The following is a 13172-nucleotide window of genomic DNA, read 5'->3' as shown; positions in this document are numbered from 1 at the left end:
CGGCAAACGGCCGGATCGCTGTCGCCGAACGGCGACAGATCCGGCCCTCTTGACCGGCGCCCTACCCGAAAAAAATCCACAACCATCTGATAAATAAGGAAAAACCAGAACTGGCACGGCGCTTGCTGTATCGGGAGTCAAGCGCGATTGGCCTCATGGCGCTGCGGAACAGACGGCCCGGCGGAAATGCTTCCCCGCCGATGCCGTCCCGGAACGCCGGCCGAACGCAACGACCTCACCCAGTCCAAGGAGACTCATCATGCGCAAGACCCTGATCATCGCCAGCCTGATTCCCGCCCTGTACGCCGGCGCCGGCATCGCCGCGGAAACCAAGCAGACCGCCAGCTCGCCGGCGCAGGAGCAAGCGGTTCAGCAACACGCCGCCGCCAACCCCGCCGACGCGGAGCTGGGCCGCCAGATCAACGAAATCGTCGCCAAGTCCGCCGCTCAGCTGGGCGCCAAGGTCGAGGCTCAGGTCAACAACGGCGACGTGGTGCTGAACGGCACCGCGCCGAATCAGGACGTGGTCTCCCGCATCGCCGAGGAAGTGGCTCGCGTGCCGGGCGTGAAGAGCGTGCGCAGCCAGGTCAACCTGCTGCCCGCCGGCTAAGTCCGATTTCGCCGTTCGTCCCGGACGGCAACCGTCCCGCATCCGTTTGCCCGCCGAAAGGCGGGCTTTTTTTTCGCCCGCTCAATGCCACAGCGCCGTTTCGGTCTCCGCCGGCGTCATGTAGCGGCCGATCAGCCTGCGCATGGTGCCGTCCCGGTTCATCTTGTCCACCAGCGCCTGCCACTGGCCGATGTCCTGCTCGGAAAACGTCCGCTTGGTGAACACGATGCCGCGCGGGCTGGGCGCGGAGACCTTGTCCCAATCGGCCACCCGCACGCTGTCTTCCAGATTGAATTCGCGCAGTTTCTGGCGATAGACCATGGGCGTGGAGAAAATGCCGGCCACGCGGTTTTGCGCCAGCAGACGGAACAGAAAGTCCTCCTCCGGCACTTCCACCACCCGGCCCTTCGCCGCCAGCTGGACCACCAGCGGATCGTAATAGCCGCTGGTGCTGTAGCTGCGGACAACGGCCCAGCGCCACGGCGCGCCGGCCTGGATGAAGCCGTCCATCGAATCGATGGACGCCGGCAGCTTGGGAGACAGCAGCACATACTGCTTGAGCTGGATGTAGTTGAGGAACCAATAGACGCGATCGCGCTCGGGGGTGGCGATGGCCGACAACGTGATGTCCAGCCTGCCGGCCTCCAGCTCGCGCCAGATGCGGGCGCGCGGCATCACCTCGTATTCGAAGCGGCAGCCGCTGCGGCGGCGCAGCTCTTCGGCGACATCCCAGTCCAACCCGTTGCGGTCGGTGTAGAACAGGCCGATGCGGTAGAAGGCCAACCGTATCGGATGCGGCGGGCAATGAAAGGGGGAGGCGAAAGCCGGCATGACGCCCAGGCCGATTCCCAGCGCAACCGCAGCCACGCACCGCCTCATCATGCCCTCGCCCTCCCGTCGACTCGGCCTCGCGCGGCCGCATCGGCAGTATAGGCGTCAGACCTTCATCAGGCTCTTCAGCGCCAGGCGCACGCCTTCGCTGACCGTGACCTCGGACGGCAGGCTCTTGGTGGCAGCCGCCGCTTCTTTCTCGTTGTAGCCGAGCGCCAGCAGCGCGTTGACGATGTCGCTCTTCTCGTCCGGCGTGGCGGCGAAAGCCAGGCCGCCCGGCACCGTCAGGTTGCCGCCGGTGGCGAGCTTGCCGCGCAGCTCCAGCACCAGCCGCTCGGCGGTCTTCTTGCCGATGCCCGGCACTGCCGACAAGCGCTTGATGTCCTCGCTGGCGACGGCGATCGCCAGTTCGTCGGCGGTCATGCCGGACAGGATCGCCAACGCGATCTTGGCGCCGATGCCGGTCACCTTGATCAACTGGCGGAAGGTCTGCCGCTCCTCCTTGCTGGCGAAGCCGTACAGCAAATGGGCGTCCTCGCGCACCGCCAGGTGGGTGAACAAGGTGCAGGGCTGGCCCAGCGCCGGCAACTGGTAGAAGGTGGTCATCGGCACGTCCACTTCATAGCCGACTCCGTTCACGTCCACCACCACTTGCGGCGGCAATTTTTCGATCAGTTTTCCGGAAAGACGTCCGATCATCTTGGCATTCTCGCAATCAGGCCCGCGCCGGACTGGCGCGGCTGCCGGCATTATCCCACAAGCCGCGCCCGCGCCCACCCGGCTCGGCCGGCAAGGCCCCGCCCGGCGGCGAAAGCCCATGCTGCCGGCTTTTGATATACCCCGATAAGCTATTCAAATATTTAAAAGTAACTACGCTTAAAAAAAATCAAGCTCAGATTATATTTCGTCGCGCGCCGGTGAATATTAACAAGATGGCTATTTCATTTCATGCCGCGCCGGCCGCAGCCTGATATTCAGCCAGTCGCGCGGCTGGGCATTCAGTTCCCAAGCCAATATAAAATCAAATGTCATTCCAAAAGCCAGAGCCAATCCCAACCCAAGCATTCCACAATCATTTCAGCTGGGCATAATGAATCGGCAAGGCCACATTACCCAGAGTCAAGAATATCAATACTGGAAATATCAACCCAAACTTGCTGGGCTCGGTTTTGACAGCGGCCGCAAAGCCGCCTTGGCTCCCCATCGACAAGGAATGCATCCGTGAAGAAACTGCTTGCCGTTTCATGCCTGTCGGCATTATCCCATTTCGCCGCCGCCGCGCCTTTTTCCCCGCAGGAAACCAATTACATCAAGCTGGATTTTCAAAACCAGAACGGCAGCCGCAATATCTGCGGCGGCTCGCTGGTGGGAAAGGACCTGGTGCTGACCGCCTCGCATTGCATCCTGGACAACTGGGCCGGCGTCACCGCCTACTATGGCCGGAATTTTGAGAATCAGGCCAGCGCCCGGCGCGACAACGCCCAACCCAACTGGATCAAGTTCGACCATCACGGCGTGGCCGTGGATCTGGCTCTGCTCAAGCTGTCCCAGCCTATCGCCGGCCGCGGCGGCGCCCGCATCGTCCCAGTGGTGGCGCAGGAGGATTGCGATGCCGGCATCGGCGCGATGCAGGCGCAGCGGCGGATGGACGACCAGGGCTATCAGCTGGGACAGAGCCTGATGCAGGTCAGCGTCGCCAACATCGTCCGCCTGGGTCCGTCGCCGCTGGCCAACGGCGTCTCCCTGCTGGCCAACGGCAACGTCGGCCGCGGCGGCGACTCCGGCAGCCCGCTGCTGTCGCCCAAGGGCGTGCAAGTGGGGGTATACAACGGCAACGCCGGCAATGCGTCCGCCTTCGCCGCGCTGTGCAAGTACGCCAGCAATATCCAGGCATGGTCGGAAACGCTCAGCCCGGGCGGCAGCCAGACGCCGCCTCCCGGCGACTGGGTGTGGCCGACGGAACGGCGGCGCTGAGGATTCGAAAATGGCAAAAGCGGCCCGCAGGCCGCTTTTTTTGCGATAGGCAACCGGCGGGGCCGCCGGATCTTGCCTACACCAGCCGGCCGCCTCTCACCTTCAGCCCGCTTTTCGCCAGCTTGCCGATGGCGCCGCCGCTGTGATTCGCGTGGGTCAGCGCCACCGCCAGCGCGTCGGCGGCGTCGGCCTGCGGCGTGCCGGACAGATTGAGCATGCGCACCACCATGTACTGCACCTGCTCCTTCGGCGCCTTGCCCTGGCCGACCACCGATTGCTTGACCTGCAGCGCGGTATACTCGGCCACCGGCAGGTCCTTCAACACCAGCGCCGTCATGCAGGCGCCGCGCGCCTGGCCCAGCATCAGCGTGGCGGCCGGGTTGACGTTGACGAACACTTGCTCGAGCGCCGCCTCGGTCGGCTGGTAGGTATCGATGACTTGATGTATTCCGTTCACGATCACCTTGACCCGCTCAGCCAGGCTGGCGCCCTGCGGCGTGCGGATGGCTCCAGAGGCGACGTAATGGCGCTGGTTGCCCAGCACGTCGATGACGCCGAAGCCGCAGATGCGGCTGCCGGGATCGATGCCGAGAATGCGCCGGCTCATGCCGTCCAGCCGGAGGCGATGCGGTCGGCCTCGGCCAGCCGCTCCGGCGTGCCGACGTCCAGCCACACCCCCTGCTGCACTTCTCCGCGAACCCGCCCCTGCTCCATAGCCGCCAACAGCCACGGCAACAAGGGGCTGGCCGCGCCGGGCTTCACCTCGCGGAAGAAGGCCGGATGGTAGGCGGCCAGGCCGCAGAAGGTATACGGCGTGTCGCCGTCCCCGCAGGCGGCCACACGGCCGTCGGCGCGCAGCGTCAGGTCGCGGCCGGTTGGGTAGCCGGCCTTGGGCGTCAGCGCCAGGTGGGCCTGCGCGGCGTCGCCGTCCAGCCTGGCTGCCGCCTCGATCAGCCGTTCGACCGGAAAATCCGCCAGCACGTCGCCGTTCAGCACCAGGAAAGGCGCGTCGCCGAGCAGCGGCAAGGCGGTGGCGATGCCGCCGGCGGTTTCCAGCGCCTGGCCCTCCGGCGAATAGGCGATGGACGCGCCGAAGCGGCTGCCGTCGCCCAGCGCCTCCTCTATCCGCTCGCCCAGCCAGGCATGGTTGATCACCAGCTCGGTGACCCCGGCGCGGACCAGGCGCTCGATGTGCCACTGGATCAGCGGCTTGCCGCCGGCGACCAGCAAGGGCTTGGGCGTATGGTCGGTCAACGGCCGCATCCGCTCGCCGCGGCCGGCCGCCAGTATCATTGCCTTCATATTCTTCTCGTTCATTTCGGGAACAGCCTCTCGGCCGGGAAATCGCCTTCGTTCTCCCAGAAGCCGCGCTCGCTGCGCTCGGTCAGCCTCCATTGGCCATCCTGCAACTTCAAGCGGCGATAGCTGACGCGGAAGGTTTCGCCGTCCCACTCGCCCTTGGCCGGGAAATCCGGCGCGCACGACGCCAACAGGAAACCGTTCGGCGCCTCTTTCCAGCCGCTCTTCAACGCGTTCGCCATCGCGAACGGCTTGGCCGGATCCCGCCCCTCGGGCTGGGCGAAGCGGATGCCGCGCGCGCCGACGGTGAACGGCCGCGCCTCGACCCCGGAATAGGAGCCGAAACCGGCCGAGCGGTCTTCCTCAAGCAGGAACACAGGCTTGCCGCCGTCGCTGAGCCGGGTGCGTTCCAGCTTCGACACGCGCCCGACCCGCAGGCGTGACAACTGGCCACCCTGACTGTCGTAGATTCGCAACTCGGACTGCGCCAGAGCCGGCTTCCAGCCATCGCCCTCGCTGCCGCCGCCGAAACCGCCGTCCTGCCGCGCGGCCAGCCTGGCATCCTGCCACAGGCACACGCGCAGCTCCTGTGCCGGGAAGCACTGCCGCTGCTTGAGATCGGCGGCGCCGGCCGCCAACGGCAGCAGCAATAAAAGCAACGGCCAGCGCATCATTGGCCCTTGACGCCCAGCACCGGGTAGCTGGACTGCAGTTCCTCGTCAGTCTCGTCGCGGCCCACCAGGTCCACCAGCAAGTGGTAGAACGGCGCCAGCTCGACATAGCGGCGGGTGGTTCGCTTCAGGTACTTGATGAAGCGCGGAATCTCGGCGCGGTACTTGTCCTTGCCGTCGCGGTGGTGCAGGCGGGCGAAGATGCCGGCCACTTTCAGATGGCGCTGCACGCCCATCCACTCGAAGGCGCGGTAGAAGTCGTCGAAGGCCTCCGGCACCGGCAGGCCGGCGGCGCGCGCCTTCTCCCAGTAGCGGATCGCCAGATCCAGCACGAACTCCTCTTCCCACTCGATGAAGGCGTCGCGCAGCAGCGATACCGCGTCATAGCTGACCGGGCCGTAAACCGCGTCCTGGAAATCCAGCACGCCGGGCGCGCCAGGGGTCAGCATCAGGTTGCGGACGATGAAGTCGCGGTGGACGAAGACCTTGGACTGGGCCAGCAGCGCCGGCAGCAAGGCCTTGACGCCGGCGTCCCACAGCTGGCGCTGCTTGAAATTCAAAGGCTTGCCCAATTCCTTGGCGCAGAACCATTCCGGGAACAGGTTCAGCTCGCGGGTCAGCAGCGCTTCGTCGTATTCCGGCAACACATCCGGCTGGCTGCCCTTCTGGATCTCCACCAGGGTGTCCAGCGCCTCCAGCAGCAGATGGCGGTGCACCAGAGCGCGCTCGTCGTGCTGCAGCGCGGCCAGGTAGGTGACCTTGCCCAGATCCTCCATCACGATGAAGCCCTGTTCGCGGTCGCGCAGGTAAATCTCGGGCACTTTCACCATGGAGAAGATGTCTCGCACCTTGATGTAGGCGTCGGTGCCGATGTGCTCCGGCGGCGCGTCCATCACGATGCGGCTTGCGCCATCGGGCCAGATTGCACGGAAATAGCGGCGGAAGTCGGCGTCGGCCGCGGCGAATTCAAGCTGGATTTCGTCGCCGGGATACTGTTGCGCCAGCCATTTCTTGAGCTGTTCCTGTCTTTGCATGTCGCTTTATCGTGGTGCTGATAGAATTGGACGATTTTATACCGCCCACTGCCCCCCACGATATGGCTTTGTGCATGCACAGACAAAAACTGACTCCGCTGGCGCTGGCCCTGGCCGCCGCCTTTGCCCTGAACGCCCCCGCCGCTTTCGCAGATGACGAAGAGCCGCCGATAGCCGTACCCGCCCCGCCCAAGGAGCCGGGCCAGACCGTGGTCCACGCCGACGATCTGGACGGCGAAATGAACGTGATCCTCCACGCCAAGGGCAATGTGGTGGTGACCCGGGATGACCAGAAGGTGGAGTCCGATTGGCTGGACTACTACCAGAACAAGAGCAGGGTGAAAGCCGGCGACCGCTTCCGCATGACTCGCGGCGGCGACGTGATCACCGGCACCACGCTGGACTACAACGTCGACACCTACAGCGGCACCGGCATGGACCCCGTGTTTTCCATGGCCCGGCAGAACCAGACCGCGGCCAAGCCGGCGCCCGGCGCGCAGCCCGCCAAGCCAGTCACCCTGCGCGGCGACGGTAGCCAGGTGGACTTCCAGGGCCAGAACCAATATCGGGTCTACGGCAGCCGGATGACCACCTGCGATCCCGGCGACGAGGCCTGGTATCTGAAGTCGTCGCGCACCGACCTCGACTACAACGCCGGCGTCGGCGTCGCGCACAACGCCTGGATGCAGTTCTACGGCGTGCCCATCCTGTATTCGCCGTGGCTGGACTTCCCGCTCAACAGCAACCGCAAGTCCGGCTTCCTGATGCCGACCTTCAAGACCGGCAGCTCGGGCACGGAATTCTCGCTGCCCTACTACTGGAACATCGCGCCCAATTACGACGCCACCATCACGCCGCACATCAACGTCAAGCACGGCAACATGCTGGCGGGCGAATTCCGTTACCTGCAGCCCGACTACAGCGGCCGCATTTATACCGAGCAGCTGCCCAAAGACAAGCTGACCGACCAGTCCCGCTACGCCTGGAGCGCCATCCATAGCCAGAACTTTGGCCATGGGCTGACCTTCGGCATGGATTTCAACCAGGTATCGGACAACAACTACTTCACCGATTTCGGCGACCAGGTGGCCATCGCCTCCAACGTCAACCTGAACCGCGAAGCCTGGCTGAACTACGCGCTCGGCTGGCAGAGCGGCAGCGGCAACGTCACCCTGCGCGCCCAGCGCTACCAGAACCTGACCATCAACCCGGGCCCCGGCGACATCCCCTACGCCAAGATGCCGCAGCTGACGTTCAACGCGAACCAGAGCCTGCCGGCCGGCTTCTCGGCCAGCCTGATCTCGGACCTGACCCGCTTCGACCATCCCTCGCTGCAGAACGGCGAACGCTTGGTGCTCTACCCCAGCGTCAGCTGGAACTTCGACCGCAGCTGGGGCTTTCTGCGGCCTAAACTTGGCGTCAACTACACCCACTACAATCTGGACGCCTTCCAGGGCAACCCAAGCAATGTCCAGACCCGCACGCTGCCGATCTTCAGCACCGACGCCGGCCTGTATTTCGACCGCGACACCCAGTTCCTGGGACGGGACCACCTGATGACGCTGGAACCCCGGCTGTTCTACGTCAACATTCCCAACAACAAGGACCAGCTCTCGCTGCCGCAGTTCGACACATCGCTCAACGATATCAATTTCGCGCAGCTGTTCACCGAAAACCGTTTCTCCGGCTACGACCGCATCAACGGCGCCAACCAGATCACCACCGCGCTGACCAGCCGCTTCATCGACCAGACCAACGGTCTGGAACGCTTGCGCCTGGCGGTGGGCAAGCGTTTTTATCTGAAAGACGATGTCACCCAGACCGTCAACCAGCCCAGCTCCGACCTGTTGCTGTCGGCCGGCGGCGATCTGACCCGCGAATGGCGCTTCGACAGCAGCTATCAATACAACCAGCAACTGGGCCTAACCGAACGCTACAATGCCCAACTGCGCTACAACCCGGCCGCAGGCAAAATCGCCAGCGTGCGCTACCGCTATGGCCGCAACGAGCAGCTACTAGACAACGCATCGGTCACCGGCCCGCTGCGCCAGGTGGACGTCGCCGCGCAATGGCCCATCGCCCGCCGCTGGTACGCGATCGGCCGTTACAATTACTCCCTGATCGAACGCAAGCCTATTGAGCGGCTGGCCGGCTTCGAGTACAACGATGGCTGCTGGTCGCTGCGGATGTACAGCCAACGCTACATATCCGACCCAACCACAACCAAGAACGCGTGGTTCTTCCAGCTGGAACTCAAGGGCCTCGGCGCCTTGGGCAACAACGGCGTGCAGGACACGCTGCGTCTGGCCGTACCCGGCTACACCAAGATTAACGAGTAACAAAGCCTGACCATGAAAAAGACCCTGCTTGCCCTGTTGATCGCCAGCGTCATGCAAAGCGCGCTGGCGGCCCCCGCCACCCCGGTACGAGAAGTGGATCGCATCGTCGCCGTGGTCAACAAGAACGTGATCACCTGGCAAGAGCTGCAGGCGCGCGTGGACGAAGCGATCAAGCAGCTGGAATCGCAAAAGGTGGCCCCGCCGCCGCGCGAGGTGCTGGAGCGCCAGGTGCTGGAACAGATGATCACCGAGGAAGTGCAGCTGCAATACGCGGCCAGCGGCGGCCTGCGCATCGAAGACGCCGCGGTCGATCAGGCCGTGGCCAACCTCGCCAAGCAAAACAAGCTGAACGAAGCCGGCCTGAAAGCCCAGCTGGCCAAGGACGGCATCACGATGGATCGCCTGCGCGGCGACATCCGCCGCGAACTGACCATCTCCCGCCTGCGCGACAGCGAAGTGGCATCGCGCGTCAACGTCAGCGACAACGAAGTGGATCAGGCGCTGAAGAGCGCGCAGAGCGCCAACCGCACCGAATACCACCTGGCCAGCATCCTGGTCGCAGTGCCGGAACGCGCCGACGCCAAGCAGATCGACCTGCTGTCACAGAAGGTGCACAAGGCCCAGGCCGACCTCGCCGCCGGCCAACCGTTCGCCAAGGTGTCCGCCGCCTACTCCGACGCGCCCAACGCGCTGAAGGGCGGCGACATGGGCTGGCGCAGCGCCACCTCGCTGCCGCAAGAGTTCGTCCAATTGCTGGAGCAACTGAAAGTCGGCGCCGACACCGACGTGATCCGCACCCAGCAAGGCTTCTTCATCTTCAAGCTGGTGGACAAACGCAGCGGCGGCGCGCCGATGATGGTGGAGCAGTACCACCCGCGCCACATCCTGATCCGCACCAACGAGGCGGTGTCCGAAGCCGACGCCAAGGCCCGCATCGACCAGGTGCGCGACCGCATCATGCGCGGCGCCAAGTTCGCCGACATGGCCAAGCTGTACTCGGAAGACGGCAGCAACGCCAAGGGCGGCGACCTGGGCTGGGTGAACCTGGGCGACCTGGTGCCGGAATTCGAGAAGGTGATGGTGTCGCAACCGATCGGCCAGGTGTCGCAGCCGGTGCGCACGCCGTTCGGCTGGCACCTGATCCTGGTGGAAGGCAAACGCAACCAGGACGTGTCCAGCGACCACGAGAAGATGGCGGTCAAGCAGCAGATCCGCTCGCGCAAGATGGAACAGGCCTACACCGACTGGGTGCGCCAGCTGCGCGACTCCGCCTTCGTCGAAGAACATCTGGACGAGAAGTGATGGCTAGCCGGCCCGTTCTGGCCGTCACCGCCGGCGAGCCGGCCGGCATCGGTCCCGACCTGGTTTTGCGGCTGCCCGAGCTGGCGCCGGAAACCCGCTGCGTGGCGATCGCCGACCGCGGCCTGCTGGCCTGGCGCGCCGCGGCGCTGGGCCTGGATGTGGAACTGGCCGACTATCGCCCCGGCCAACCAGCGCCCGCCGGCGCGCTGGAGGTGCTGCACGTGCCGCTGGCCGAGCCGGCCGAAGCCGGCCGGCTGAATCCGGCCAACGGCCGCTACGTGCTCGCCACGCTGGACGCGGCGATAGACGGCTGCGTGTCCGGCGAATTCGCCGCGATGGTGACCGCGCCGGTGCACAAGGGCGTCATCAACGACGCCGGCGTGCCGTTCACCGGTCACACCGAATACCTGGCCGAGCGCACCGGCACCAACAAAGTGGTGATGATGCTGGCCGGCGGCGGCATGCGCGTCGCGCTGGCCACCACCCATCTGCCCTTGCGCGAGGTCGCCGACGCGATCACCGCGCCGCTGCTGTTCGAGGTGGTCCGCATCCTGCACGCCGACCTGGCCGGCAAGTTCGGCATCGCCGCGCCGCGCATCCTGGTGGCCGGCCTCAACCCGCATGCCGGCGAGAGCGGCCACATGGGCCGCGAGGAAATCGACGTCATCGAGCCGGCGCTGGACGCGCTGCGCGCCGAAGGCATCAATCTGATCGGCCCGCTGCCGGCCGACACGCTGTTCAATCCCGACAAGCTGGCGCAAGCCGACGCGGTGCTGGCGATGTACCACGACCAGGGCCTGCCGGTGTTGAAACACGCCAGCTTCGGCGCCGGCGTCAACATCACGCTGGGCCTGCCGATCATCCGCACTTCGGTCGATCACGGCACCGCGCTGGACCTGGCCGCAGCCGGCCGCGCCGATCCGGGCAGCCTGGTCGAGGCGGTGCGGCTGGCGGAGCAACTGGCGCAGCGCTCGTCGCGCCGCTGACCTCCGTCTCGCCGCTCAGCGCACCACCACCTGGTCCGGCAGCTCGTTGACGAAGGACTCGCCGTCCCGCGGCGCGTGCTTCAGCAGCACCTCGTGGATGCGGCTCAGCCCCAGCTCCAGCCCCGCCACGTGGTCGCGGGCGGCGAAGGCCCGCTGCATCTCGGCGCAGATATCGGCCCACTCGCCGGCCGCCACCCGGCGGTTGATGCCCCGATCGGCGACGATTTCTATCCGCCGCTCGGCCAGCAACAGGTACACCAGCACGCCGGTGTTCTCTTCGGTATCCCACACTCTCAGCTCGCCGAACCATTGCAGCGCCCGCTGGCGCGCGCTCATGCCGCGCCAGGCGGCGCGCCAGTCAAGCGCCGATTCCACCACGAAGCGCAATTGCCCGCGGTGCGCCCGCTCCGACTCGGCGATCCGCCGCTCCAGGCGCGTCAGCTGAGCGGCCGGAAATTGCCGCCGCGCCTGCCAGCCGGTGCTGCACAGGTGGCGCCATGCGCGTTGCCATCGATTCATTTCACCAATCTCCCGAAGCGCCGCCGCCGCCGAAATCCCCGCCGCCGCCCGACCATCCGCTGCCGCCGGAGCCGGGGCCTCCCCCGCCTCCGCCGCCCCAATTGCCCCAGCTGGCCAGCGACAGGCCATGCTCGCCCAGAACCAGGCACAGGCCGGCGGCCACCGCGCCGATCAGCAAGGCCATCATCACGCCGGCGCCCAGCACCACCGACAGGCCGATGCTGAGACAGCCGATGATGAAGCTGCCCACCAGCCGGCCGAACAGCTTGCCGGCCACGCCGGAGCCTATCAGCAGGAAAAAGGCCAGCAACGGCCAGCTTTCGCCCCAGCCGCCGCCCTGCGCGGCTGGCCTGGCCGGCTCAGGCAGCTTCTCGCCGTCTATCAGGCCCTCGATCTGCGCCGTCGCCGCCTGGAGGCCCTGGAAACGCAGGCCCTGCTTGAACAGCGGCCGCAAGGTGTCCTGCAGGATGCGCTTGGCGTAGATGTCCGGTATCGCGCCCTCCAGCCCGCGCCCGACCAGCAACTGGGTCTGGTGCGAATCGGCGACGATCAGCAGCAGCGCGCCGTCGTCCACGCCCTTGCGCCCCAGCTTCCAGCTATCCATCACCCGGGTGCCGTAATCAAACGGCGTTTCCGGGTCGACTGCCGGCACGATCAGCACCGCCAGCTGGCTGCCCTTGCGCTGATGGAAATCCAGCAGCTGCTTCTCCAGCTCGCCGCGCTCGGCGTCGGTCAGGAAGGACGCCTGGTCGATCACCGGCGAGGTCGGCGGCGGCACCGCCAGCTCGGCCCGCGCGACGCCCGCCAGCAGGCACAGCGCGAGCCACAGCCAGGCCCATGCGCGGCTCATTTCACTTGCCTTGCTGGTCGAAGTTCACCTGCGGCGGCGCGGAGATCGCCTTCTCGTTCTCCACGGTGAAGTTGGGGCGGGTCTTCAGGCTGAACATCATCGCGGTCAGGTTGTTGGGGAAGCTGCGCACGGTGACGTTATAGGCCTGCACCGAATCGATATAGCGTTTGCGCGCCAGCGCGATGCGGTTCTCGGTGCCTTCCAGCTGCGCCTGCAGATCGCGGAACGACTGGTCGGCCTTCAGCTGCGGATAGTTTTCCGACACCACCAGCAGGCGGGACAAGGCCGAGCCCAGCTGGCTCTGCGCGGCGGAGAACTGCTTGAGCTTGTTCTCGTCGGTGGCCGCCGCCGCGTCCATCTGGATGCTGCCGACGCGGGCGCGCGCCTCGGTCACCTGGGTCAGCACGTCCTTCTCGTGTTTGGCGTAGCCCTGCACCGTCTTCACCAGATTGGGAATCAGGTCGGCGCGGCGCTGATACTGGTTCAGCACTTCGGACCAGGCGGCGTTGGCCGCCTCGTCCCGGGACTGCATCGCGTTGTAGCCGCAGCCGCTCAGCGTGGCCGCCAGCGCGAAGACCAGCAATAGTTTCTTCCACATGATCGTCATCCTCTCGATAGTGCGAAACGCCCCGCGAGGAAGCGTTCAAAACCGATAGCTTACCGAAAAACGCCGGCGCGCCGGAAATCGAAAAACTCATGGACATGGAAATCCATAGCACAAAATGACACGAATAGCGGCAGGCCGCGCCATCCCCAT

14 protein-coding genes are annotated in these 13172 nt (G+C 65.7%); 5 read left to right on the top strand and 9 right to left on the bottom strand.

Annotated features, from left to right (window positions below):
* Positions 1 to 259 precede the first annotated feature (259 nt).
* Positions 260 to 610 (top strand): BON domain-containing protein, encoded by a 351-nt coding sequence (locus VL52_RS16585; RefSeq protein WP_046158071.1) that lies wholly within the window; start codon positions 260 to 262, stop codon positions 608 to 610.
* Between the two features lie 81 nt (positions 611 to 691).
* Here the strand turns inward: VL52_RS16585 and VL52_RS23495 are convergent, their stop codons facing one another.
* Both VL52_RS23495 and ruvA read right to left on the bottom strand, forming a co-directional pair.
* Positions 692 to 1477: a substrate-binding periplasmic protein gene (locus VL52_RS23495; RefSeq protein ID WP_160298956.1), complete on the bottom strand. Its 786-nt coding sequence runs from the start codon at positions 1475 to 1477 to the stop codon at positions 692 to 694.
* A 69-nt stretch (positions 1478 to 1546) separates the two neighbouring features.
* Positions 1547 to 2140 (bottom strand): Holliday junction branch migration protein RuvA, encoded by a 594-nt coding sequence (ruvA, locus tag VL52_RS16575; protein ID WP_046158070.1) that lies wholly within the window; start codon positions 2138 to 2140, stop codon positions 1547 to 1549.
* A 522-nt stretch (positions 2141 to 2662) separates the two neighbouring features.
* Here ruvA and VL52_RS16570 point away from each other — a divergent pair.
* Entirely contained in the window at positions 2663 to 3415 is a 753-nt protein-coding gene (locus VL52_RS16570) for a trypsin-like serine protease (protein ID WP_046158069.1), read from the top strand.
* Between the two features lie 76 nt (positions 3416 to 3491).
* Here VL52_RS16570 and ruvC read toward each other — a convergent pair whose 3' ends face one another.
* The 4 genes from ruvC to amgK are packed head-to-tail and all read right to left on the bottom strand — an operon-like array spanning position 3492 to position 6419.
* Positions 3492 to 4022 (bottom strand): crossover junction endodeoxyribonuclease RuvC, encoded by a 531-nt coding sequence (ruvC, locus tag VL52_RS16565; protein WP_046158068.1) that lies wholly within the window; start codon positions 4020 to 4022, stop codon positions 3492 to 3494.
* Entirely contained in the window at positions 4019 to 4717 is a 699-nt protein-coding gene (murU, locus tag VL52_RS16560; RefSeq protein ID WP_200896040.1) for an N-acetylmuramate alpha-1-phosphate uridylyltransferase MurU, read from the bottom strand. Before murU ends, ruvC begins: the two co-directional genes overlap by 4 nt.
* Before the next feature lie 11 nt (positions 4718 to 4728).
* Positions 4729 to 5385 (bottom strand): hypothetical protein, encoded by a 657-nt coding sequence (locus VL52_RS23490; protein ID WP_144410304.1) that lies wholly within the window; start codon positions 5383 to 5385, stop codon positions 4729 to 4731.
* Positions 5385 to 6419: an N-acetylmuramate/N-acetylglucosamine kinase AmgK gene (amgK, locus tag VL52_RS16550; protein WP_046158066.1), complete on the bottom strand. Its 1035-nt coding sequence runs from the start codon at positions 6417 to 6419 to the stop codon at positions 5385 to 5387. Before amgK ends, VL52_RS23490 begins: the two co-directional genes overlap by 1 nt.
* 74 nt (positions 6420 to 6493) lie before the next feature.
* Between amgK and VL52_RS16545 the strand changes: the two genes are divergently transcribed.
* The 3 genes from VL52_RS16545 to pdxA are packed head-to-tail and all read left to right on the top strand — an operon-like array spanning position 6494 to position 11046.
* Positions 6494 to 8758 (top strand): LPS-assembly protein LptD, encoded by a 2265-nt coding sequence (locus tag VL52_RS16545; RefSeq protein ID WP_046158065.1) that lies wholly within the window; start codon positions 6494 to 6496, stop codon positions 8756 to 8758.
* Positions 8759 to 8770: 12 nt separating this feature from the next.
* Positions 8771 to 10060, top strand: a complete 1290-nt coding sequence (locus tag VL52_RS16540) for a peptidylprolyl isomerase (RefSeq protein ID WP_021477434.1) — start codon at positions 8771 to 8773, stop codon at positions 10058 to 10060.
* Positions 10060 to 11046, top strand: coding sequence for a 4-hydroxythreonine-4-phosphate dehydrogenase PdxA (gene pdxA / locus VL52_RS16535; protein ID WP_046158064.1), 987 nt, complete (start codon positions 10060 to 10062; stop codon positions 11044 to 11046). The genes VL52_RS16540 and pdxA overlap by 1 nt, the downstream gene beginning before the upstream one ends.
* Positions 11047 to 11061: 15 nt before the next feature.
* Here the strand turns inward: pdxA and VL52_RS16530 are convergent, their stop codons facing one another.
* The 3 genes from VL52_RS16530 to VL52_RS16520 are packed head-to-tail and all read right to left on the bottom strand — an operon-like array spanning position 11062 to position 13013.
* Complete coding sequence (locus VL52_RS16530; RefSeq protein ID WP_046158063.1) at positions 11062 to 11565, bottom strand: TPM domain-containing protein; 504 nt, start codon at positions 11563 to 11565, stop codon at positions 11062 to 11064.
* A 1-nt stretch (position 11566) separates the two neighbouring features.
* Positions 11567 to 12415: a TPM domain-containing protein gene (locus tag VL52_RS16525; RefSeq protein WP_046158062.1), complete on the bottom strand. Its 849-nt coding sequence runs from the start codon at positions 12413 to 12415 to the stop codon at positions 11567 to 11569.
* 1 nt (position 12416) lies between these two features.
* Positions 12417 to 13013 carry a LemA family protein gene (locus VL52_RS16520; RefSeq protein WP_438939063.1) on the bottom strand — a complete coding sequence of 199 codons (597 nt, stop codon included), beginning with the start codon at positions 13011 to 13013 and terminating at the stop codon, positions 12417 to 12419.
* Between the last annotated feature and the right edge of the window lie 159 nt (positions 13014 to 13172).

Source organism: Chromobacterium vaccinii, assembly GCF_000971335.1.
Classification (GTDB): Bacteria; Pseudomonadota; Gammaproteobacteria; order Burkholderiales; family Chromobacteriaceae; genus Chromobacterium; species Chromobacterium vaccinii.
This window is presented reverse-complemented; position numbering and strand designations above follow the sequence as displayed.

Bases quoted from the DNA above. Each gene is read 5' to 3' on its own strand.
- VL52_RS16520 (WP_438939063.1), bottom strand. From the start codon at position 13,013: ATGTGGAAGAAACTATTGCTGGTCTTCGCGCTGGCGGCCACGCTGAGC.
- VL52_RS16545 (WP_046158065.1), top strand. From the start codon at position 6,494: ATGCACAGACAAAAACTGACTCCGCTGGCGCTGGCCCTGGCCGCCGCC.
- VL52_RS16540 (WP_021477434.1), top strand. From the start codon at position 8,771: ATGAAAAAGACCCTGCTTGCCCTGTTGATCGCCAGCGTCATGCAAAGC.
- VL52_RS16525 (WP_046158062.1), bottom strand. From the start codon at position 12,415: ATGAGCCGCGCATGGGCCTGGCTGTGGCTCGCGCTGTGCCTGCTGGCG.
- ruvA (WP_046158070.1), bottom strand. From the start codon at position 2,140: ATGATCGGACGTCTTTCCGGAAAACTGATCGAAAAATTGCCGCCGCAA.
- ruvC (WP_046158068.1), bottom strand. From the start codon at position 4,022: ATGAGCCGGCGCATTCTCGGCATCGATCCCGGCAGCCGCATCTGCGGC.
- VL52_RS16585 (WP_046158071.1), top strand. From the start codon at position 260: ATGCGCAAGACCCTGATCATCGCCAGCCTGATTCCCGCCCTGTACGCC.
- murU (WP_200896040.1), bottom strand. From the start codon at position 4,717: ATGAAGGCAATGATACTGGCGGCCGGCCGCGGCGAGCGGATGCGGCCG.
- pdxA (WP_046158064.1), top strand. From the start codon at position 10,060: ATGGCTAGCCGGCCCGTTCTGGCCGTCACCGCCGGCGAGCCGGCCGGC.
- amgK (WP_046158066.1), bottom strand. From the start codon at position 6,419: ATGCAAAGACAGGAACAGCTCAAGAAATGGCTGGCGCAACAGTATCCC.
- VL52_RS16530 (WP_046158063.1), bottom strand. From the start codon at position 11,565: ATGAATCGATGGCAACGCGCATGGCGCCACCTGTGCAGCACCGGCTGG.
- VL52_RS23490 (WP_144410304.1), bottom strand. From the start codon at position 5,385: ATGCGCTGGCCGTTGCTTTTATTGCTGCTGCCGTTGGCGGCCGGCGCC.